Source organism: Tahibacter sp. (assembly GCF_032229445.1).
Classification (GTDB): Bacteria; Pseudomonadota; Gammaproteobacteria; order Xanthomonadales; family Rhodanobacteraceae; genus Tahibacter.
The window spans coordinates 1-22,172 of sequence record NZ_JAVTWC010000070.1 but is presented as its reverse complement, the minus strand read 5'-3'; the positions used below and the strand labels follow the sequence as shown (position 1 = coordinate 22,172).

At 67.4% G+C, this 22,172-nt stretch carries 20 protein-coding genes; 10 read left to right on the top strand and 10 right to left on the bottom strand.

Features of this window, described 5'->3' with window-relative positions; genetic code table 11:
* Nucleotides 1-3 precede the first annotated feature (3 nt).
* From RUU78_RS13090 to puuE, 7 genes are all read right to left on the bottom strand, one after another.
* Entirely contained in the window at nt 4-393 is a 390-nt protein-coding gene (locus RUU78_RS13090) for a GFA family protein (RefSeq protein ID WP_313917278.1), read from the bottom strand.
* A 245-nt stretch (nt 394-638) separates the two neighbouring features.
* Nucleotides 639-1,064 (bottom strand): hypothetical protein, encoded by a 426-nt coding sequence (locus tag RUU78_RS13085; protein ID WP_313917275.1) that lies wholly within the window; start codon nt 1,062-1,064, stop codon nt 639-641.
* 234 nt (nt 1,065-1,298) lie between these two features.
* Nucleotides 1,299-1,790: an ureidoglycolate lyase gene (locus RUU78_RS13080; protein WP_313917274.1), complete on the bottom strand. Its 492-nt coding sequence runs from the start codon at nt 1,788-1,790 to the stop codon at nt 1,299-1,301.
* Nucleotides 1,787-2,797 carry an allantoicase gene (gene alc / locus RUU78_RS13075; RefSeq protein WP_313917272.1) on the bottom strand — a complete coding sequence of 337 codons (1,011 nt, stop codon included), beginning with the start codon at nt 2,795-2,797 and terminating at the stop codon, nt 1,787-1,789. Before alc ends, RUU78_RS13080 begins: the two co-directional genes overlap by 4 nt.
* 101 nt (nt 2,798-2,898) lie before the next feature.
* Entirely contained in the window at nt 2,899-4,206 is a 1,308-nt protein-coding gene (locus RUU78_RS13070; RefSeq protein ID WP_313917270.1) for a hypothetical protein, read from the bottom strand.
* Between the two features lie 70 nt (nt 4,207-4,276).
* Complete coding sequence (gene uraD, locus RUU78_RS13065) at nt 4,277-4,783, bottom strand: 2-oxo-4-hydroxy-4-carboxy-5-ureidoimidazoline decarboxylase (RefSeq protein WP_313917269.1); 507 nt, start codon at nt 4,781-4,783, stop codon at nt 4,277-4,279.
* Nucleotides 4,780-5,715 (bottom strand): allantoinase PuuE, encoded by a 936-nt coding sequence (gene puuE, locus RUU78_RS13060; protein WP_313917267.1) that lies wholly within the window; start codon nt 5,713-5,715, stop codon nt 4,780-4,782. Before puuE ends, uraD begins: the two co-directional genes overlap by 4 nt.
* A 136-nt stretch (nt 5,716-5,851) precedes the next feature.
* On the opposite strand from puuE, the gene RUU78_RS13055 reads away from it, so the two are divergent.
* From RUU78_RS13055 to RUU78_RS13040, 4 genes are all read left to right on the top strand, one after another.
* Entirely contained in the window at nt 5,852-7,726 is a 1,875-nt protein-coding gene (locus RUU78_RS13055; RefSeq protein WP_313917265.1) for an LTA synthase family protein, read from the top strand.
* A 69-nt stretch (nt 7,727-7,795) separates the two neighbouring features.
* Complete coding sequence (gene pgm, locus RUU78_RS13050; protein ID WP_313917263.1) at nt 7,796-9,445, top strand: phosphoglucomutase (alpha-D-glucose-1,6-bisphosphate-dependent); 1,650 nt, start codon at nt 7,796-7,798, stop codon at nt 9,443-9,445.
* 187 nt (nt 9,446-9,632) lie between these two features.
* Complete coding sequence (locus tag RUU78_RS13045; RefSeq protein WP_313917262.1) at nt 9,633-10,613, top strand: LLM class flavin-dependent oxidoreductase; 981 nt, start codon at nt 9,633-9,635, stop codon at nt 10,611-10,613.
* Between the two features lie 632 nt (nt 10,614-11,245).
* On the top strand, nt 11,246-11,899 hold the full coding sequence (locus RUU78_RS13040) for a glutathione S-transferase family protein (RefSeq protein WP_313917260.1): 654 nt from the start codon (nt 11,246-11,248) through the stop codon (nt 11,897-11,899).
* A gap of 124 nt (nt 11,900-12,023) precedes the next feature.
* Here the strand turns inward: RUU78_RS13040 and RUU78_RS13035 are convergent, their stop codons facing one another.
* Entirely contained in the window at nt 12,024-13,523 is a 1,500-nt protein-coding gene (locus RUU78_RS13035; RefSeq protein WP_313917257.1) for a S8 family serine peptidase, read from the bottom strand.
* Between the two features lie 354 nt (nt 13,524-13,877).
* Nucleotides 13,878-14,396, bottom strand: coding sequence for a hypothetical protein (locus RUU78_RS13030; protein WP_313917256.1), 519 nt, complete (start codon nt 14,394-14,396; stop codon nt 13,878-13,880).
* Between the two features lie 527 nt (nt 14,397-14,923).
* Here RUU78_RS13030 and RUU78_RS13025 point away from each other — a divergent pair.
* On the top strand, nt 14,924-15,673 hold the full coding sequence (locus RUU78_RS13025) for a hypothetical protein (RefSeq protein ID WP_313917254.1): 750 nt from the start codon (nt 14,924-14,926) through the stop codon (nt 15,671-15,673).
* Nucleotides 15,674-15,757: 84 nt separating this feature from the next.
* Here RUU78_RS13025 and RUU78_RS13020 read toward each other — a convergent pair whose 3' ends face one another.
* Entirely contained in the window at nt 15,758-16,438 is a 681-nt protein-coding gene (locus RUU78_RS13020) for a nitroreductase family protein (protein WP_313917252.1), read from the bottom strand.
* Between the two features lie 312 nt (nt 16,439-16,750).
* Between RUU78_RS13020 and RUU78_RS13015 the strand changes: the two genes are divergently transcribed.
* The 5 genes from RUU78_RS13015 to RUU78_RS12995 all read left to right on the top strand — a co-directional run bounded on the left by RUU78_RS13015 (nt 16,751) and on the right by RUU78_RS12995 (nt 22,034).
* On the top strand, nt 16,751-18,169 hold the full coding sequence (locus tag RUU78_RS13015; protein WP_313917250.1) for a serine hydrolase domain-containing protein: 1,419 nt from the start codon (nt 16,751-16,753) through the stop codon (nt 18,167-18,169).
* A gap of 78 nt (nt 18,170-18,247) precedes the next feature.
* A complete protein-coding gene (locus tag RUU78_RS13010; RefSeq protein WP_313917247.1) occupies nt 18,248-18,610 on the top strand; it encodes a DUF6249 domain-containing protein in 363 nt (120 codons plus the stop codon).
* Nucleotides 18,603-19,190 carry a sigma-70 family RNA polymerase sigma factor gene (locus RUU78_RS13005; RefSeq protein WP_313917245.1) on the top strand — a complete coding sequence of 196 codons (588 nt, stop codon included), beginning with the start codon at nt 18,603-18,605 and terminating at the stop codon, nt 19,188-19,190. Before RUU78_RS13010 ends, RUU78_RS13005 begins: the two co-directional genes overlap by 8 nt.
* Nucleotides 19,183-19,494, top strand: coding sequence for a hypothetical protein (locus tag RUU78_RS13000; protein ID WP_313917243.1), 312 nt, complete (start codon nt 19,183-19,185; stop codon nt 19,492-19,494). The genes RUU78_RS13005 and RUU78_RS13000 overlap by 8 nt, the downstream gene beginning before the upstream one ends.
* A 245-nt stretch (nt 19,495-19,739) precedes the next feature.
* The gene (locus RUU78_RS12995) at nt 19,740-22,034 is read left to right on the top strand and encodes a hypothetical protein (RefSeq protein ID WP_313917241.1); all 2,295 of its coding nucleotides are present in this window, start codon (nt 19,740-19,742) and stop codon (nt 22,032-22,034) included.
* Nucleotides 22,035-22,172: the final 138 nt, after the last annotated feature.

The window sequence follows — 22,172 nt, the reverse complement described above, 5'->3', positions numbered from 1 at the left end:
CGATCAGAACCAGTAGTCGGACACGCAGCGACCGTCGCGCGGCAGATCCTCGAAGGTGTCGAGACCGTCGAAGTGATCGATCGGTATCCGGGCGACCGCGTCGGGCTCCGCCAGCCGGAGATTCACGGCGATGCGCCGGCGCCCTTCCTCGTCGCGTTGCGTACCGCGCCAGAAGGCCACGCAGCCGCAGCGCGGGCAGAAGTGAAACTCGAGCGCCTTGCCGCGGATGTACGCCTGCGTGCTGCCCGCGACCGTGATGCCTTCGTCCTCGTAGTCGTAGGCCCACAGCACACCGTAGCGTCGGCAGGCCGTGCAGTTGCAAGCGGTGGCGCCATCGGGCAGGCCGGCAAATTGCCAGCGCACATGCCCGCAGAGACAGGATCCTTCGATCATTCGCGATGACGCTCCCACGTCCGGTTCACGAGTGGCCGATGACCACGCCGGCAACGGCGCCGATGTCGTCATGACGGATGTGCGTGTGGCCGCACACTGGCCGGGAATCCTATCGTGATTCGCGCAGGCCCGGGACCGGTACAAACGGGAAGACCGCGCCGACAGGGTCGGCGCGGTCTTCGTCATCGGCGTGATCGCTGGCCGTGCCGGCGAATCACGCGGTGTGCTTCAATGTTGCGTATGCCTCAACGACACCGGCCGAAGCGATCCGGGCTCGCACCGGGGCCACCACGCGGGCCTGGCGGGTTTTCCCAGTTCGTACCCGGGCCGCCACGCCGACCCGGCGGATTGTCGTCGCGATCGCGCCAGCAGCGGTCGGTCTGATTCCAGAAGCCGTACTGCGGATGCCAGTAGCCGAAATTCCGGTTGTAGTAGTAGCCGCCATTCTTGCGCTCGAAGCGATAGCGCTGGTTGCCCTGGCGGTAGTGACGGAAGTCCGGCGATGCGCCGGGGCCGCCGCGCCAGCCCGGCGGATTCTCCCAGTTGGTTCCGGGACCGCCGCGCGGGCCGGGCGGATTGTCGTCACGATCGCGACGATGATCGCGCGCATCCGCCGCCGTGGCGGCGGCGAGGGCGAAGAGGGTGGTCAACAGCAAACGGGTCAGTTTCATCAGCAGACTCCTGCGGTGTGCTCTTGTGGGAACAACGTGGGCACGGCGCGCAGGTTGACACCCGCTATGTGAACAGCCGGAGTAAGGGGGGGCATGGGCGACTCTGCCGTATGCGCGGCGTTCAGCGGCATGAAATCCACGTGCACGCGGCTGGCGAGCGATGGCATCCCACTGTCGATGCGTCGCGCCACGGATGTGTTCGCTGGGACGGCTTGCGTGCCGGCATTCCGTCGGTCAGAGGCAAACAGTGAACGTTGTAGAAAGGTCCACTTCGTCACAATTGCTGCCAGGCCCGGCACGGTCGATGACGAGGAAATCGCTGACGTCGTCCAGCGCGAGCAGCGGATGATGCCAGGTGCCGGCCCGATAGTTGACACCCTGGCCGTTGCTCGCGAGGAAGGCGCGCGGCGTGCCCGCAGGATCCTCGGCGACGACGACGAGATACGGCCGCTGCGACAGCGGCACGAAAGCCTGGCTGCCGAGCGGATGGCGCTCCAGCTGCGTGATCGCGAACGGCAGTTCGCGGGGCTGGGCGCGGAACAGGCTCAGTACCGGGCGGCCGCCGTCGCGGTCGGTGTCGATGCGCGCCAGATCATGGAAGCGCGTCGTGGTGCCGGCATTGATCGCGTAGGTCTGCGCGGCCGATGCGGGCTCGATGACGTCGCCGAACGCGGCAAAGGCTTCGCGCGTCAAGGCCTCGACGCGCAACGGCAGCGGTTCGCTCACGCCGGTTTCCCGCGCAGCCGGAGTCGCGACACGCCGCCGTCGGGGTGGATGTTGAAGCGGACATGCGTGACGGGTCGGTGCGGCAGGATGTCGCCCGCGAAGAAGAAATGCTGATGGTCCATCTGCAGCGTCTGCTCGGGCAGCAGCGTCGGCCAGAACATGGCCTGGGTCACCAGCGACTGCGGTGTGCCGGCGCCGACGTGAGCGCCCTGCAGCGAGCAGCGGTCGGGAAAGTTGCCTTTGAAATGCGCGGTATCGACTTCAATGGCCTCGATGACCCCGGGCAGCGCAAGCGCGATGACGCACCAGTCATTGCCCGGTTCGCGGCGGCGTCGCGTTTCCCAGCCATCGCCCATGTTCACGCCGCGGCCCGGCAGCAGCAGGCGGCTGGCGAGGCCGAAATGCTCGTTGTTGGTCGCGACGACATGACCGCCGTTGAGCGCGCTGGCCAGGTCGATCAGGCCGTCGGCCTCCGGTTCGCTGCCGAACTGCGGCGCGGCGTGGACGCGCAGGCGCGCCAGGCCGCCGTCCGGATACAGATTCACGCGCAGGTGCGTGCACGGCGTTTCGTCGCTGATCGCGAAATAGTGGTGGCTGTTGCCAGCGAGGTTCACGCTGGGCAGCAGCGGCGTCCATTCGGTGTGCGCGTCCGGATCGCTGCCGATCAGATAGCAGGCTTCGATCGATGCGGCTGGCGGGTAATTGCCGGTGAAATGGCTGGTATCGAGATCGACGCCATGTACCCGGCCCGGACGCGCCAGGCGCACGATGCACCAGTCGTGACCGCTGACGCGCTTGCGCCGCGATTCCCAGCCGTCCATCCACTTGCCGTTCTCGTCGTACTTGCCGGGGATGAACACCGCCGGATCGGGATTGAGCATGCGCGACTTGTCGGCGAAGAAATCGTCGCTTGCGGCGAGCGCGACGGCGCCGAGTCGCGCATCGGCAAGGTTCACGTAGCGGCGCACGAAGTCGGGCGCATTCGGATCGGTGGCGGCGACGGCCATGCGGCAAAACCTGGGTCGGGAACTTAAGCGCCGATCCTGCCTTGCGCAGCAGCAAAGGTCGAGGGGCCGGCGCGGCGATGCGTGGCCAGAACGTTGCGGGATCAGTCGAGGCCGTCGCGGAAGATGCGGTCGCCGTCGCGCCAGGCAGTGGCGTAGAACACGCGCTGGTTGCCCTGGTTGTACGTGCCGGCGATCAGCAGCCGTTGCGACGAGAGCAGGACGTTGCTCAGGGTCAAGCCGGTGTAGCCGTTCTGCAGCGCCGTGCGCTTGCCCTCGGGAGCGAAGGTCGTGTCAGGCTGGCCGTTGGGTAGCAGGCGCGCGAGGCGTATCGCGGCGACCGGTTCGATCACGGCGCGAGCCAGCGTGAGCTTGCCGTCGGGGCCGAGCGCGATGCGCGCGTCGGGATAGGCGATGCCGCGTTCGTCGCCACCGAAATCGACCACGCGGAAACCGTTCGTGCCGTAGCCGGTATCGAGCTGTCCGTCGGGCAGCAGGCGCGCGACTGTGAGGCGGCCATAGCTGGATCCCTGCCAGTTCGTCGCGTGGTGGCTGTTGCCGACGACGAGGATGCGGCCGTCGGCCAACACGCGCAGCTGCTGCGCATTGGCGCGCAGGTCGGGCTCGAGCAGGCTCGTGCCCTGGTTGCCGAAGCTCGTGTCGGTCGAACCGTCGGCGCGCAGGCGGCGCACGGCCATGCGGTAGTGCGTCGTGCCGAACTGGATGCCGCCGAGCAGGATGCGGCCCTGCGCGTCGCGTGTGAAGCCCAGCGGCGCGATGTCGTTGGGCAGCACGAGCTTTCCGCCGACACCGAAACTCGCGTCGAGCTGCCCTTGCGCGGTGAAGCGCAGGAGCACGTCGCTGTTGGAGTCGACCAGCAGCCACGCGCGCTGCTGCGCATCGACCTGCAGGTCGAGCAGGATGTCCTGGCCGCCGGCATCGACTTGCGCGCGGCCCTGGTTGCCGTAGGCGCCGTCGAGCTGGCCGTTCGGTAGCAGGCGCGCAAGGCCGACGTCGAAGCTCGGCCCGACACGGCCGGCGACGAGCCACTGGCCGCCGTCGAGCCGCGCGACCGAACGCGCGTAGGCCGGATAGTCGGCGGCGCCATTGCTGAAATCGATCTCGCTGACGCCGACGGAGCCGAAGTTCGTATCGACGCCGCCGTCGGGCAGGAATTTGGCGACCGCGAATCGTGTCGCCGTGCTGTAGGCGCTGACGCCGGCGACGCCGGCCGTGACCAGGCTGCCGTCGTCGCCCTGCGCGGCGCCGGGCTCGAACAGCTGGTATTGCGGCGCGGTCACCGCGCGCGTGGCGATGCCGCCGAACGCGAAACCGGGATCGGGATCGCTGTCGGCGGCGTGGACGGCAGCCGTCGCGAACAGCGCGGCGGTGAACAGACGGGCGGCTTTCATACTGAGTTCCTTGTGCTCGCAGCGCGACAGTCGCTGCGAGCACAAGGACGGAGCCGGGCCGGATTTGCTGTCAGGCCGTGAGCAGCGCCTCGAGCCGGAAGCGCGCGATGCGTTCGACCTGGTGCAGCGCCTCGGCGAATTCCTCCTCGCGCGTGTTGTCGATTCGCGTCGCCAGGTTGTCGAGGATGCTGGCCCGCGTATGGCCGCGCACGGCGAGGATGAACGGAAAGCCGAAGCGCTGTTCGTACTCGGCGTTGAGCGCGTGCAGCCGTGCGAATTCCTCGGCGCTGCACTGGTCGAGCCCGGCGCCCTGTTGTTCGCGCGTGGAATCGGCGGTCAGCTCGCCACGCAGCGCCGCCTTGCCGGCGAGCTGCGGGTGCGCACGCAGCAGGGTCAGTTGCGCGTCCTCGCCGGCGTCGACGACGGACTTGCACATCGCCGCATGCAGGTCGTCGATGCCGGCGAACGGGCGCAGCGGCCAGACGTCCTCGGCTACCCAGGGCGAGTGCTCGAAGATGCCGCCAAGCCGTGCGGTGAACGCGGTGAGGTCCAGTGCGTTGAGTTCGTCGATGCTCATGCGGGTTCCCGGTACGGATGGCGCTGCTGCCAGTGGCGCGCGATGTCGATGCGGCGGCAGACCCAGACACGATCGTGGCGCGCGATATGGTCGAGGAAGCGCTGCAGCGCGATGAAGCGGCCCGGCCGGCCGAGCAGGCGGCAGTGCATGCCGATCGACAGCATGCGCGGCGTCTCGTCGCCTTCGGCGTAGAGCACGTCGAAGCTGTCGCGCAGGTAATCGAAGAACTGCGTGGCGGTATTGAAACCCTGCGGCGTGGCGAAGCGCATGTCGTTGGTGTCGAGCGTATACGGCACGACGAGATGCGGCCGGCGCGAGCCGTCGCCGAGTGTGACCGCGGTCCAGAACGGCAGCTCGTCGCCGTAGTAGTCCGAGTCGTAGGCGAAGCCGCCATGCTCGACGACGAGGCGGCGCGTGTTCGGGCTGTCGCGGCCGGTATACCAGCCCAGCGGCGCGGCGCCGGTGAGTTCGCGCTGGATCGCGACGGCGCGCTGCAGATGCTCGCGTTCCTGTGCTTCGTCCATGGCCTGGTAGTGGATCCAGCGCCAGCCATGGCTCGCGATCTCGTGGCCCTGCTCCAGGCAGGCGCGCACGAACTCCGGGTTGCGCTGCATCGCCATCGCGACGCCGAACACGGTCAGCGGCAGGCCGCGCCGCTCGAACTCGCGCAGGATGCGCCACGCGCCGACGCGCGAGCCGTATTCGTAGATCGACTCCATGCTCAGATGGCGCGCGGGATAGGCCTGTGCGCCGATGATCTCGGACAGGAACTGCTCGCTGCCCGCATCGCCGTGCAGCACGCAGTTCTCGCCGCCTTCCTCGTAATTGAGGACGAACTGCACGGCGACGCGCGCATTCCGTGGCCAGTCGGCATGCGGCGGATGGCGGCCGTAGCCGATGAGGTCGCGCGGGTAGTCGTCGGTTGCGGTCATGCGGGATGGCGGTGGGGCAGGGCTTGCGAGTGTCGGCGCTGGTGCGCGTGGCTGGCAAGCCGGCCCCAGGATGCCGGACGGGTTTTTAATGACCGCCTTGTTACAGTCCGCGCTTTGCCATGTTGCGGGACGGCTCATGTCCGAAATTGCTGCGTCGGCCTGGCGCGCGCGCCTGAATGTCGCGGCCACGCCGCTGTTCGCCGGTGCCGGCTGGACGCTGCTGGTATTCCTATTGCTGATGCCGGCGGCCTGGCTGCTCGATCCGGTGTTCGGCAGTCAAAGCCTCGGGAATCCAGGGTTGCCGCGCCTGCTGGTCGGCAATGCATTGCCCGCGGCATTGCTGGCGCTGGGCCTGCTGGCCGTGAGCGGCCGCCCGCTGGCCTCGCTGCTGCTCGCTGGCGCGGCGTATGCGGCACTCGTGATCGCGAGCACCATCAAGCTCGAGCAGCTCGGCCTGCCGCTGCTGCCCGCGGATTTCCGCTTCCTGAGTCTCGGCGGCGGCGCGACCCTGTTCTGGCACTACGTCGCGCTGGAACATGTGGCGCTGCTCGCCGCGCTGCTGCTGGCTGCGGCACTGGCCGCGTGGCGGGAACCGCGTCGCTGGCGCCCCTCGGGGGCAGTGCGCCTGCTGCTTGCGGCGCTGGTGCTGTTCGCCGGCAGCGGCCTGTGGCACGGCAGCGCCGCCTGGCGCGCGGGCTACGACGGCTGGAGCGCGGGCTTCGAACCGTGGACGCCGGCCGAGAGCGTGGCACGGCTCGGCGTGGCGACCAATCTGCTGATGTTCCATTGGGAACTCGTGCGGCCCGACCGCCAGCCCCCGGACCGCGACCGCGTGCTCGAATTCGTCGCCGAACATGCGCAGGCCTTCGCGCGCAGTGCCGATCCGCAGGACCGCGGCGAACTGCCCGATATCGTCGTGGTGCAGAGCGAGTCGTTCTTCGATCCGGCGCGGCTCAACGGTGTGGATGCCAGCACCAGCCTGCCGAATTTCCGCCGCCTCGCCGCCGCCACGCACGCGGGGGAGCTGCGCGTGCCGACCTTTGCCGGGGGCACGATACGCACCGAATTCGAAGTGCTCAGCGGTGTGCCGCTGGCTGCGTTCCCCGGCGTGGAATACCCGTATTTCGAACTCGTCGACGCTCCGATGCCCGGGCTCATGCGCACGCTGGTCGAGCAGGGCTACCGCACCAGCGTCGTGCATCCCAACGACGCCGCATTCTGGAATCGGCGCGAGGCGCTGCGGCATCTCGGCGCGCAGCGCTTCCTCGCCTTGCCCGAGTTCCGCCACGCGCCCAAGTCCGGCCTGTTCGTCGCCGACGCCGCCCTGACCGACCAGGTGCTCGCCGAGCTCGCCGATGACGGCCCGCCGCAGTTCCTGTTGGCGATCAGCATGGAGGCGCATGGTCCCTACGAGGTCCGCCCGGGCCTTGACGAGAACCTGCTCGCGGCCATCCCGCTGCCCGATCTGCTCGACGAATACGGCGCGCGCACGCTGCGGCATTTCCTCTATCACCTGGCCAACGCCGATCACGAACTCGGCCGGCTCGCCGACGTCCTGCAGGCGCGCTCGCGCCCGACCGTACTGCTGTTCTACGGCGATCACCTGCCCGGACTGCATTCCGCGTTTGCACAATTGGGCTTTGTGGACGGACAGCCGCCGCGCACGCAGCCAGTGCCCTACCTGATCCTCGACAACCGCGGCGCCGTCTCGCGACTGGAGCACACACGGTCGTGGATGCTGCCGGCCGTGCTGCTGGAAGCGGCCGGCGTGCCACCGGACGCCTACCTCGCCCTGGTCGGCGCACTGCGCCAGCAGCCAGCCGCGCTGCTGCCCGGCAACGGCAGCGTGCCCGAGCCGCGCTTCGCCGAGCTGGCGCGGCTGCGCGTCCGCGACGAATTTGATCTCGGCGAATTCGCTTCGGCGCTGGACACCGGCGCGGGCAATCCGGCCGGCGCGGAATCGCCTCTGCCCGACATGCTCGACGAGGCCGCGGAACCGGCGGCGAACTGACCGCGTACGCACGGCCGTAACCGGCGCGTGTGGCACACTCGCCGGCCGTCGTACCACCCAGGAAACCCGATGACTCCGCCGAATTCCGCCCAGGCCGGCCAGCGCGCCACGCCCGACCAGCTCGTCGACGTCGCAGCGCTGCAACAGGCGTATTTCGACCGGCGTCCGGATCCCGCCACAGCGGCGCAGCGCGTCGCCTTCGGCACCTCGGGCCATCGCGGCTGTTCCTTCGACGGCAGTTTCAACGAGGCGCACGTTCTGGCGATCACCCAGGCCATCTGCGACTACCGCCGCGAGCAGGGCATCGACGGCCCGCTGTTCCTCGGTATCGACACCCATGCGCTGTCGCGGCCGGCGTTCGACAGCGCGCTGGAAGTGCTCGCGGCCAACGGTGTCGAGGCGCGCATCGCCGCAGGCGACGAATTCACGCCGACGCCGGCAATTTCCCACGCCATCCTCGTGCACAACCGCGGCCGCGAGCGCGGCCTCGCCGACGGCATCGTGATCACGCCGTCGCACAACCCGCCGCAGGACGGCGGCTTCAAGTACAACCCGACCCACGGCGGCCCGGCCGACACGGCCGTCACTGGCGCGATCGAGCAGCGCGCGAATGCGCTGCTGCAGGAAAACCTCGCCGCCGTGCGGCGCATGCCGTTGGCCCAGGCGCGTCGCGCGCCGACCACGCGCGAACACGACTTCGTGTCGGCGTATGTGGCCGATATCGCCAATGTCATCGACTTCGATGGGATCCGCGCCAGTGGCATTCGCCTCGGCGTGGACCCGCTCGGCGGCGCGGGACTGGCCTACTGGCAGCGCATCGCGCAGGACTACCGGCTGGCGCTCGACGTGGTCAATACGCGCATCGATCCGCAGTTCGGCTTCATGACGCTGGACTGGGACGGGCGCATCCGCATGGATCCGTCCTCGCCGCCGGCGATGCGCAGCCTGGTCGAGCTGCGCGACCGCTTCGACGTCGCCTTCGCCTGCGACCCCGACCACGATCGCCACGGCATCGTCACGCGCAGCGGCGGGCTGATGCAGCCGAACGCCTACCTGGCGGTCATGGCGGATTACCTTTTTACGCATCGTCCACAATGGCCGGCGAATGCCGGCGTCGGCAAGACCCTGGTATCGAGCGCGTTGATCGACCGCGTCGCCGCGCGGCTCGGCCGGCCGCTGGTCGAGACGCCGGTCGGCTTCAAGTGGTTCGTCGACGGGCTATGTTCCGGCACGCTCGGCTTCGGCGCGGAAGAAAGCGCCGGGGCGTCGTTCCTGCGCCGCGACGGCGGTGTCTGGAGCACCGACAAGGATGGCCTCGCACCGGCGCTGCTGTCGGCCGAGATCACCGCGCGCCTCGGCCGCGATCCGCACGAACGCTATCGCGAGCTCTGCAGCGAACTCGGCGAACCCTACAGCAGCCGCAAGGACGCGCCGGCCACGCCGGAGCAGAAGAAGAAACTCGCCAGGCTTACGCCGGCGCAGATCGGCGCGACCGCGCTCGCCGGCGAGCCCATCGAGCAGGTGCTCGACAAGGCGCCCGGCAATGGCGCAGGCATCGGCGGAATCAAGGTGGTCTGCGCCAACGGCTGGTTCGCCGCGCGGCCCTCGGGCACCGAGGCGATCTACAAGATCTACGCCGAGAGCTTCCGCGGCGAAGACCATCTGCAGCAGATCCTCGCCGAAGCGCAGGCCGTGGTCGACGCGACGCTGGCGGAGTGACGCGTCGCCGGGGGGCGCGACTTCTGCTCCTTCTTCCCCGACACGGTCGGGGGAGAGGGCTCTGAGCCGCACCGTCGCCGCGTAGGCAATGCCGCGAATTTCGCGGACTTTTTCGCGAACATTGTTCTGCAGCGGTTCGTCCCCACGTCACGGGCAGTTCAATACCTGCGAGACCTGCGAGATGCCGATGACTGCGCTTTCCATCCTCGAACTCGGCCGGGTCTGCGAAGGTTCCGATCGCCGCACCGCCCTCGACAATGCGAGGGACCTCGCGCGCCACGCCGAAGGCTGGGGTTATCGCCGCTTCTGGGTCGCCGAGCATCACAACATGCCGACCGTCACGACGGCGGCGACATCCATCGTCATCGCCCACATCGCCGCCAGCACGCAGACGATTCGCGTCGGCGCCGGCGGCATCATGCTGCCGAACCATGCACCGTACGTGATCGCCGAACAGTTCGGCACGCTCGCGACGCTGTATCCGGGACGCATCGATCTCGGCCTCGGCCGTGCACCCGGCACCGACCAGCTGACCCTGCGCGCGCTGCGGCGTGATCCGGGCAATGCCGAGAATTTCCCGGCCGACGTGCAGGAACTGCAAGCCTTCCTCGCGCCAGTGCGTCCGGGCCAGCGTATCGAGGCGGTGCCCGGTTCCGGTACCGAAGTACCCTTGTGGATTCTTGGGTCGAGTCTCTACGGTGCGCAGCTTGCGGCCGAGCTGGGCCTGCCGTACGGCTTCGCCTCGCATTTCGCGCCGGACGCGCTGGACCCGGCACTGAAGATCTACCGCGACCGCTTCAGGCCCTCGGCGCAGCTGGACCGGCCGTATGCGCTGGTCGGCGTCAACATCATCGCCGCACCCACCGACGAAGAAGCGAAGTTCCTCGCGACCTCGCAGCAGATGTCGTTCGCCAACATGGTCCGCGGCGCCCGCAAGCTCACCCAGCCGCCGATCGCCGACATCGAAACCTACTGGACGCCGCAGGAAAAGGCCCAGGCCACGCGCATGCTCGCATGCAGCATCATCGGCAGCGCCGGCACCGTGCGCCGCGGTATGCAGGCATTCGTCGAGCGCACGGGCGCGGATGAACTCATGGTGGTTTCGGACGTGTTCGATCCGGCGCTGCGGCTGCGCTCATTCGAGATGATTGCCGAGGCGGCGGCGTAAGCGGGCGGGACGATTCGGTGACCACGCCGGCCAGAAGTGATGGCTGGCGAGGAAAGGTAGGTGCGAGCTTTGCTTACCTCCCTGCGCAGTGGGGAAAGCTGAAGTTGCTGGCGTTGCCTCGTGGACGGCCTCGGCGAAGCCAGTCGCGTTCCCGCCGCCATCAGCTTGTCCACCCGAGGCATGTCTGAGCGCGTGCACGCAGGGCTGAGTGCTCGAATGACGGGTGCGAGGCCAGGTCATATCCCGAAGCTGATCGAACTGGAGACTGGATGGTGAGCACTCTGAGACTGATTGGTTGGGAGAAGGGCTTTCAGACAGTTTCCCTGATTCGTGCGATCTGCGAATACGGTGACTTGTCTCTCTCCGAATCAAAGCAAATGGTCGAAAGCCTGCTTGACGGGCAAACAGTAGCTATCGAGTTTGTGGATTTAGAGAGAATGAGCGATTTTCGACGCATTGCGTCAGGCTTGGGAGCAATATGCGAGTCCGAGGAACTGACCTTTCGAACGAGTCGTCCGGGTAGCTGACGTGAACAAGGCTCCGAGTGCGGGGGCCGCGCGACCCGATCGCATCGGCGCGCCGCCGCCGTTCGCTGTCCCACCGCCGATAGCCGTTGCCCGCACGAGGTCACAATGACGATCACGATTACCGCCTTCGAACGCTCGCCCGATGGCGGCAAGGGACTGGCGCGCGATACGCGCGTGCGCTGGGCGCTGGAGGAAGCGGGCCTACCGTATGCGGTTCGCCTGGTGTCGTTCCAGGCAATGAAGGAACTCGCGCACCGGGCGCTGCATCCGTTCGGACAGATCCCGACCTACGAGGAAGGCGATCTCGTGCTGTTCGAGACCGGGGCGATCGTGCTGCATATCGCGCAGCGCCACGCCGGCCTGCTGCCGGCCGATGCCGATGCGCGGGCGCGGGCGACTACCTGGATGTTTGCTGCGGTCAACACCGTGGAACCGCCGATCCTCGAACTTGCCAACGCCGTGCTGCTGGAACGCGACACGACGTGGAGCACGGAGCGTCTTCCGCGGGTCCAGGATCGCGTGCGGGACCGGATGCGACCGCTGTCCGAATTTCTGGGCGATGCCGACTGGCTCGACGGTGCGTTCAGTGCGGGCGACCTGATGATGGTATCGGTGCTGCTGAGGCTTCGCGCGTCGGGCATCCTCGACGAATTCGCGAACCTGGCCGCCTATGTCGCGCGCGGCGAAGCGCGATCGGCTTACCAGCGGGCCTTCGCCGCGCAGCGTGCGGTCAACACGGCTGAGATCAAGGAAGGTTGAGCAGAGGGCGGCTGTACCAAGATTGCCCCGATCCCCCTGCCTGCGTCGCGGGCAAGGCCTATGAATCCGCCCCGTTGCCCTCCCCCCCACGCGTGCGTGGAGGAGAGGACCACACGCGACGTGCTTACGGCAAAGCGATCGCCGCCTGATACGCAAGCCACGCATCCAGCCGTCCATGCCCGACCATGTGGTTCGGCCGCACGCCCGATGACGTGCCGCCGCAGGTCTGGCTGAACGGCACGCTGGCGCTGACGACGGACTGGCGCAGCAGTTGCGCGACAAGGGTCGGGTTGCCCTTGAGCGAGGGCTTGGCCGACATCATCAGCGCGACCACGCCGGCGACATGCGGTGTCGCCATGCTCGTGCCGCTCATGCTGCCGTAGCTGCTGTTGCGGATGCTCGAGCGCACGCTGACGCCCGGCGCACTGAGGTCGGGCTTGATCGCGCTGAGGCCGGGAACCGGACCGCGGCTGGAGAAACTCGCGAGGCTGTCGCTGGTGCTGCCGGTCGCGCCGACGACGAAGGCTGACGCGTAGATCGCCGGCGGATCGCCGATGGTCGAGCACGACGAGCCATCGTTGCCCGCTGCCGCGACGACGACCACGCCACCTGCAACGAGATTGTCGACGGCGGTCCTGATCTCGTTGCCGGTGGTGCAGCCCTCGGACGCGACGCAGCCCCAGGAATTGCTGGTGACGTCAGGCGCGAGGTCGGGATTCGGGCTGGCATTGGCGAGATTGGTCGGTGCCAGCATCCACTGCAGGCATTCGATATAGCGCGCCGGCGTGCCGTAGCCCGCGGCCATGTTGCGGCAGCCGACCCATTTCGCGCGCGGCGCCACGCCGATCTGGTTGCTGCCGCCGTCGTCGCCGGCGAAGGTGCCGGCGGTGTGCGTGCCATGGCCGTTGTCATCGCAGGGCGCGGTGGCGTTGTTGCCGCAGCTATTGCCGGAGGTGTTACGGATCGCGTCGTGCCAGTGGTAGTTGTGATTCGCCGTGCTGCCGTTCCAGCCGCGGTACTGCGGCCGCAGTGCCGGATGGTTCCACTGATAGCCCGTGTCCATGCCGCCGATCACGACACCCTGGCCGCGGAAGCCGGCCGACCAGACCGAAGGAGCCCGAATCCGCGTGACGCCGGTGGCGACGGCCTCGATCGCCTTGTCCGTCGCCTCGAGCTTGGGCAGGCGGCTCGTCAGCAGCGGGTTCGGCTCCACGCGCGCGATGCGGCCCAGTGCGGAACCCCGGGTGGCTTGCGCGAGTTCCTCGAGCGCCTGCGCCGGCAGTTCGGCCTGGATCACATTGGCAATCCAGTACGGTTGATACGCGATGCCGCGCTTGTCCAGCCACGCGCGCACATCGGTCTGCGATTCCTCGGCGCGTGCGATCAGGTTCGCCACGAGGATGCGGCGACGCAGCAGATAGTCGGTATCGCTGGCCAGTGGCGTCGTCAGCGGTGTCGACTGGTCGTCCATGACCAGCAGCACGTCCTGAGTGGCGGCGCCACGGTAGTCCAGCAGTGCGGGATTGATCTCGGCGGCGCCGGCGCTGCCGGCGGCGGCGAACAAGGCGAGCCAGAGCAGACGGCGTTTGCCGCGCGGCGGCGTGACGTGAATGGTGCGATGCATCGGATTCCCCTCCCAGGGTGTGGTGACCACGGCGGACGCCGCGATCGGTGAGCCGTGCGTTCCCCGCAACGACGGCGTGAACCGTTGCCAGGCCACTACGCGTACGGTGCCGCACGCATCCCGCCGGGCCGGCGAAAAATTAATTCGGCCATCTTTGTACAAATGTCACACATTGTCGACGGCCCCGCGTGTGCGGCGGCGCGCGGTGTGATGCCGCGCGTGGAAGGCGCTGATGGTCAGGTATCGCCAGCACCGCGGGAGGTTCCGATCGCCGGACGTGGGATGCGCCTGCTGTCGTGCCCTTGCGTGGTTGTCGCATGCTTCACAGCAAGCGACCTGCTACGGGTTTGGAACTTATTCCTTTTTCAGCGGCACCGGCGGCTTGCCGAGTACGCCAATCGCGAACCGTGACGCGTCGATGCCTGGATTGGCCTTCGCGAAAAGCCCGACTTCGTCAACGTCGTAGACGACGTCGTACTTCGTTGCGCGGGTGCGCGTGCCCAGCTGGATCGACCAGTTGCCGAGATACAGCACGGCACCCGGCTTGAGCTCGAAGTACTGCTCGGAGCCGGTGATGCGGTTGTCCCAGTCGACCCGCGGCGCTTCCAGCATGTGGAAGTGATACTTCCCGGGCGGCAGCGGTGCGGCGAAGTCGTAGATCAGGCTGCCCGTCGCGCGCCTTTCCAGCACCACGGTTTTCGTCTCGCGCGTGTCGGGATTTCTGAGGACGAGGCTCCACAGGTGTGCCACGGCATTGGCGCCCGTAAGGCGGATCTGGCCGAACACGATCGATTGAGGCGGTTCGGCGCTCCTCGCCTCGAAACCCGCGAGCAGGAAAACGCAGAAAACGGTAAACGTGAGGATTTGGCGCATCGCGGCGTCTCCGGCAAGGGGAAGGTGCAACTTGGGATCGGGCACGCCTGCGCGAATGGCGCGGCTGCCGTTGCAGGGTGGAACGGTGCCTCAGCAGTGCAGGACGTGCCGCGTGGCGACACGCGGTGCCGGCCGCGGAGCAGGGGATCACGGCATGCTGTCCGCCGCAAGAACCGCTGCCCGATGGAAATCGACTGCGTTCTGGCGCTGTCCGCGATCCGATGTTTCAGGCAGGTTGCGGCCACGGCATTCCCTCGGGGTCGTCAGCTAACCCCTGTGTCGCGTGTCGGCCGCTCCTCCCACGGCCAGGAGGCAGGCTGGCTTGTCGCGGGACGCGCCTGCCGAACGCGACCGCGGAAATCCGCGCCCACCGTTGTGCTCGTCCGCGCCTGCGTCGCCGTAAGGGTTGGCCAAGCCGAGCGCTGCGCGCCGCCGCGGACAGGGGGTCGATCAATCTGGAACGGGTGGGAGATTGGGCGCCCAGGCGTCAGTGAGTCAGTTGGATAACGCCAACGGCAGGAATTCAAGTGACCCGATTCACGACGCGCACCTACCGCGTACTCGACCAGCAAATACACAAGTACACGAGTTCCGTCGTATCCGGGGGCGGCCTGGTCGGTCCCGGCGGTGGAGAGGTTTCCGTCCATACCTCGACCACCCACCATACCGACCAGGACATCTGGGTGATGGATCTGGCCAGCGGCGCCGAGCGAAAGCTGGCCTATCGCGAGTTCACGGTCGACGTGCGCCCTGGCCATCGCGTGGTGGAAGTGCGCAACCGCAAGGACAAGGCCGTTCGCGCCTTCAACATCGACACGCAATACAACTTTGGCCGCGATGCGACGTATAACCCCTGGCAGTTGACCGGCTGGCACCGGTTCGGCGGCGCGGCGCTGTACACCACGCTGTCGTTGATTCCCGGGCTGGGTCTGGTGATCGCGGTCGTGGTCCTTCTGGTCACGGCCGTATCCGGCCGCTACCACGACGCCGACACGGGAATCGCGCCGATTCGCCTGATCGCTGCCGGAACATTCCTCGGCTGGCTGGCCGTCCTCGCCTACGGCGCCTTCCAGCCATCCAGCTATGTGTCGTTCGGGAACTGGTGGATGGCGTGGCATCTGTGGCCGGGTGTCGTCGTGCTGGCCGGCCTGATCGGCATTTCCCGCGCGATGACCCGCACCAGCGTCGCGCACGGTCGTGAGATTTCGGCCCTGGTCCAAGCCGCCGAGCAGGTCGTTGTGCGCGCCGGAAAACATCCGGCTGCGGGCACGCCCTGACGCGTTCGCAGGCGCCTTCGGGCAGCGTGACTCGCGTGCCTGCCGGCAATCGAGCGATCTGGGATTTTGCCGGACTGCGTTGCGTCAGCCGGCGGCTGGTGCCTCGCGGAAGCTCGCAATCTCGTCCAGTGCCTTGCGTGTGATCGCGGGCACCTGACAGCCTTCGGCGGCGTGGCCGACCACCAGCAGCAGGTAAGGCACTTCGTGCTTCGGGCGGCCGAGCAGCGCGTTGAGGAAAGCCATGGGGCTCGGCGTATGCGTCAGCGTTGCTAGTCCGGCGTGATGCAGGGCAGCGATCAGCAGGCCGCAGGCGATGCCGGTCGACTCGTGCGGGTAATAGCGTTTGGCTTTCTGGCCATCGACCTGCGCACCCGTGCGCTCGTAGAACACCGCGATCAGCCACGGCGCGATGTCCAGGAAGGGCTTGTCGGCATCGGTGCCCAGCGGCGCCAGGGCGTCCAGCCACGCCTGTGGCGCGCGCCGGCCGTAGAACTCGCGCTCCTCGGCTTCCGCGGCATCGCGCAGGCTTCGCTTCACGGCCGGGTCTGAAATGGCGACGAAATGCCAGGGCTGCTGATTCGCGCCGCTGGGCGCGCTGCCGGCAGCGCGCAAGCAGGCCTCGATCACCGCGCGCGGAACCGGCGTGGCGGCGTAGTCGCGCACCGTGCGGCGGCGTGCAAGCTCGTCGGCGAAGGCCTTCGCGCGGGCCAGGCGTACGTCGTCGCTGTACTGAGGCGACGGGGGCAAGGGGTGCAACTCGGCCATGTTCATCCTCTGCGCTGAAATCCTGTTGCCGTGCGGCGGCTGCGGCTGATGCGCTGTCGACACCGGCGGCAACGCGACGCGATCACGGCCGGAACGAGGCTGGCCGCCGCCATCGCGATGGTAGCCGGATGGGAGGGCGATTCGCGTTGCGCCGATGGATCGCCAAGCCGCTCCGGCATCCGGGCAAGTCCTGCCGAAACGGCGGCAGCCGACGACGAGAAAAATTCCTGGGCAGTGAATCCAAACGCCGGGCAGCCTGCGTCCAAGCGTCCGAAGCGTTGCACTGATGCGGCGCAACTCAGGAGCAGGAAGATGACTGCATTCGATGGAATGCGACGTGGGACAGGTTCCCTCGTCCTGGCCGCGCTGGCGCTGTTCGCCGCGTCCGCAGGTGCCGGCATGTTGCCGGACACGGCCGCCGGCAAGGTGCTGGATGCAAGGCTGAAGGCCTTCGCCTCGGGTTCCGAGGAACAGCTGGAGCGATACAAGGCGCTGCATGAGCCGGCGCTCGATATCAAGCGCGAGCTGGACTTCTATGGCGCCACCGGCGGTTTCGACGTGCTCAAGGTCGAGCGCAGTGAGCCGCATGCGATCACGGCGGTGGTCCGGGCGCGTGACGCCGACAGCATTGGGCGGATCATGCTGGAAGTGGAGGCCGCGAGCCCTGAGCGCGTTGCCCGCCTGCAACTGCAGCCGTCGACGGACGTGCCGGCGGAGTTCATGCCGGCTCGGCTGGATCTGGCCGCCGTGCTGACCGGGATCCAGGCCAAGGCCTCAAGCATGGCCAAACGCGGTCAATTCTCCGGCAATCTGTTGATCACGCGGCGCGGGGAAACGCTGCTGAGTCGTAGCTGGGGCCATGCCGAGCGGGATAAGGAGCGCGCCAATCGTGCCGAGACGCCGTTTCGCATCGCCTCCATGTTCAAGATGTTCACGGCGGTGGCGGTGCTGCAACTGGTCGATGCCGGCAAGCTCGATCTCGATGGCAAGGTCGCCACCTATCTGCCCGACTATCCCAACCGCGAGCTGGCTACGCAGGTCACTATTCGCCAGTTGCTGACGCACACCGGGGGAGCGGGCGAGATCTTCACGCCGGAATATTTCGCGCGACGCGAGCAGGTGCGCGAACACCAGGACTACCTCGCATTGTTCGGCACTCGCGCCCCCGAGTTCGTGCCGGGCAGCGCTGCGCAGTACTCGAACTACGGCTACGTCCTGCTGGGTGCCATCGTTGAACGGGTCAGCGGCCGCAGCTACTACGACTACTTGCAGGCGCAGGTATTCGAACCGGCCGGCATGCATGCCACCGGCGCCTTGCCCGAGCAGCAGGTCGGTGCTCAGCTGGCGGTCGGCTACACCGTCCAGGACGGCCGGCTGAAGGACAATCGCGAATTTCTGCCGTGGCGCGGCACGGCCGCCGGCGGCGGCTACTCCACGACAGGAGACCTGCTGCGCTTCGTGCAGGCGCTGCAGTCGGGCAAGCTGCTCTCGTCCACACGGCTGGCACAGGCCACCCAGGCACAGAATGGCGATGGCTGGTATGGCTTTGGCTTTCTGGTCGGTGGCGTGGGCCGCCTGCGTTGGTTTGGTCACGACGGTGGCGCCGAAGGCATGAGCGCGAGCCTGCGCGTCTATCCCGAACTCGGTTACGTGCTGGTTGGCCTGGCGAATGTCGATCCGCCGGCGGCGGAACGTCTGACGGAGTATTTCAGCAACAGAATGCCGCTGTGAGGCCAGCGTCGCTGCTGCCCGCAGCAGCGACAGCTCGCCATCCCTTTCTTGTGGAGAATGAATATGGAATTTGTTCCCATGTTGATCATTCCGGCCGCGGTGATGCTGGCGCCGGTCCTGATCACCGCACTGGTCTTGCGCTACCGCCGCGCGCGTAGCGAAATGCGCTACCGGCTGCTGCTGCAACTGGCTGAAATGGGCGTTGCACTGCCGGCGGCACTGCCCGGAGAAGCCACGCCGCAGCACTGCGACCGCCGCCGCGCGCTGGTGTTGCTGGCCGGTGGTATCGGCCTGAGCGCCATGTTGTTGAGTCTGCCGCTCGAATACCACGTCGGACACCGCGTGGCTGAGCTATGGGGCCTGGGCATACTGCCTGTCGTATTGGGGCTGGGCTATCTCGGCAACTGGTACCTGGCCCGGCGCGGGGACGCGCATGGATGATCGCGATGCGCAGGCGCGCATCGATGCGGTTCTGGTCGAACGGGCGGTGCGGGACAGTGATGCTCGCGCCTTTGAGATTCTGGTGCGGCGCCACCAGGGCATGGTCCGTGCCCAGCTTCGGCGCCTTCTCGGGGACAACGGGGCCATGGCCGATGATCTGGCGCAGGAAACCTTTGTCCTGGCCTGGCGCAAGCTGGGCCAGTTTCGCGGTGAATCGCGTTTCACTACCTGGCTGTACCGCATCGCCCACTCCTGTTTCCAGCAGTACTGGCGCAGCAGGGGGTGGCGGGTGCAGCAGGAGTCGGAGCTGGAGGGCGACGGTGCAGAAGCCCTTGGCCTCGCGCTGGCCGATCCGGGACTGGGGCTCGACATCGACGCGGCGTTGCGGCGCCTGTCAGACAACCAGCAAGCGGCGCTGCTGTACTGCGTGCAGCTCGAACTCAGCCATGAAGAGGCCGCGCTGGTGCTGGACATGCCGCTGGGTAGCGTGAAAACGCATGTGGCGCGCGGCAAGGCGAGGCTGCGGCAACTGCTGCAGGACCCGGTGACGCAGCATGAACGGAGCAACCGAAATGACTGAACTTTCCGACCCGTCGCTGGATAACCTGCTCCGTCGATCTTTCGCCGGCGCGGTAGCCGACGAGGGCTTCACCGAACGCGTCATGCACGTGCTACCCGCGCGCCGCCAGCGGCCGTGGCTGCTGCCGGGCGCAGCGCTGGCCGGTGGGCTGCTGGCCTGGCTGGCATTGCTGCCCGCGCCGCCGTGGCGGCAGATCGTGCAGGAATGGCTGGCGGGCGGCTTTGACATGGCATCGGTGGGCGTCTGTGTGCTGCTGCTCGGCGTGTCCCTGCTGGGCTGCGGCTGGGCGCTGGCCGAAGAGTAGGGCGGTGCTGGGAGCAGGGCAGATTCGATGCGCAGGTCGCATGGGAAATCGCGGCTGCAAAGCGCATGCGGCACGCCTCTACCCCTCGAGTCTGACATCGCCAGTCCCGCAGCATGATCTCTGGATCCGTCTCTCGCCGTAGGTGAAGCCGTGGGCGTGGCAAAGCGCTGCCTCGCGACCTCTCCACCCCTTCGCAGTGCGCCGGCCACGACGGTCGCAGCTGCCACGCAGAAACGGAGCCATGCATGAAGACCGCAACCCATACCGTGTGCCGGCTCGTCGCCGGCGGATTGCTGCTGTGCCTGGGTCTTGCCCATGCCGTCGAGGACGGCAGCGCGTCGCGCATGACCTGGGAGGAAGAGCGCGACAAGGACGAACTCGAGAAACGCGAACGTGTCATGGGCGAGCGGTTTGCGCGTGACAACGATGCAGCCTACGCGCGCAGTCTCATGGCGGCGGCGACGCGCGAGCGTGAAACGAATGCGCGGCTGATGCCGGGCGCCAAGGCCGGCGATCTGACCCTCGGCGAGGTGTGGAGCAATCTCGGTCCGTCGCGCATGCGCAGCGGGCCAATGGACAGCGGCCGCGTCTCGGCCATCGTCACACATCCGGACAATTCGAGCATTGTATACGTCGCATCCGCTGGCGGCGGCGTGTGGCGCTCGCTCGACGCGGGCGCGAGCTGGAAGGCCATGACCGACACCTTGGGCAGCCTGGGCACCGGCGCGCTCGCGATGGACGCCAACCTGCCGAATCGCCTGTACCTCGGACTCGGCGATCCGCGCAAGACCGGCTTTCTGTCCGGTGTCAGCACGTCGCTGGGTACTGCGCCGGGGCTCGGTGTGCTCAAGAGCACGGACGGCGGCGTTACGTGGGGATCGCCGGTGCTGCTCGGCGAGAGCAGCAGCATTCGCAAGATCGTTGTGAGCCCGAACAACAGCAACCTCGTGCTCGTCGGCACCGACCGGGGGCTTTACCGTTCGACCAACGCAGGCGCTTCCTATCAGCTACAGCCGCTCGATGGCGGCGACGGCAAGCCCGAGGTCTGGAGCATTGCCTGGGCCGGCAGCAATCGTTTCACCGTGAGCACGCGAGCCAGCAACGGCGGTAGCGGAAAGATCTGGCACTCGAGCGAGCAGGCCGCCGACTGGACACCTGCGGCCGGTATCCCGGCCAACTTCGGCCGGATCAGTCTCGCGAGCGCGCCGAGCAGCCCGAATGTGCAATACGCGCTCACCTATCACCTCACCAACGCGCTCACGCATATCTACAAGACCACCGACGGCGGCCAGGACTGGTCGTCGCTGAACATCGACCAGGAAAGCTACGTCAACCATGCCGAACCGGTGCGCAAACTGCTCGGCACTCAGGAGAAGTACAACCAGATGGTTGTCGTGAATCCGACCACGCCCAATATCGCCTACTTCGGCGGCCAGCTGCGTCTCGCACGCACCGGCGACGGCGGCGCGACGTTCAGCATCGTCAACTCGACAAGTACGGACGCAGTGAACTACGTGCACCCGGACTTTCACGCGGCCGCCTACGACGCGTCGAACCGGCTCTACGTCGGCAACGACGGCGGTGTATTTCGCAGCGACAACGCCGGCCAGACCTGGACGCCGCGCAATCAGGGACTGATCACGCATCTTGTCTACGGCATCGCATCGTCGGTGGACGACCTCGGCGAAATCCTCGTCGCGCTGCAGGACAACGGCATCTTCCAGAGTTCCGATACGGGAACGAACTACTCGCGTATGGCTGGAGGCGACGGTTTCTGGGCACTCCTGTCGCAGAACGATGCGCGCAAACTCATCGTCGCGACAAACGGCGGCACCTATCAGTCCGACGACGGCGGCCTGACCGGCGGTGAACTCGCGTTCACCGGCATACCGAACGGTGCGGCGAGCTTCATCGACCAGAGTCCTGCCGTCGCCAGCGGCGAGACGCTGTACGCAGCGTCGGGCGGCAAGATCTATCGCAGCACCAACTTCGGCAAGCAGTGGCAAGCCGTTGCTGCGAACGGCCTGGTCGGCAGCGTTCGCTGGGTGCGCGCAGGCCGCAACAGCGGCGTGCTCGTCGCCATCGTCAGCAGTAGCCCGGGCCAGATCTGGTTCACGCTCGACAACGGGGCGCACTGGACGCAGGCGGCCACACCGGCCAACGCCGACGGCAGCTTCATCGACGCGGCGGTCGGCGACGACAACCAGTTCTATGTGATCAGCGACGGCTATCGCAACGACAAGAGCCGCATCTGGACATCCAACGATCCGGCCAGCGGCTGGTTCCCCGGTGCCTGGGGCGGACTGCCGACCGGCGTTCGCGTCAATGCGCTCAAGGCCGATCCGGTGCGCAACGGTACGATCTACGTCGGCACCGACCTGGGCATGTATCGCTCGATCAACAAGGGCCTGTCGTTCAGTCGGCTTGGTGCCGGCCTGCCGCTGGTCAGCGTCGCCGACATCTGGGTTGCCGGTGACGGCAGCCAACTGCGCGCAGGAACCTACGGTCGCGGCGTCTGGAGCATGGGGCTGGCGAACTGAGGTCGCCGCAGGCCGAATCGTTGGCCGGCACACGAGACTCCGGTCGGGAAATTCCGTAGGGATCTCGCCGCAAGACCAGCGCGGCGAACAGACGCGCTGGCGGCCGAAACAACATATCGCGATGAACAGCGCCGGGCT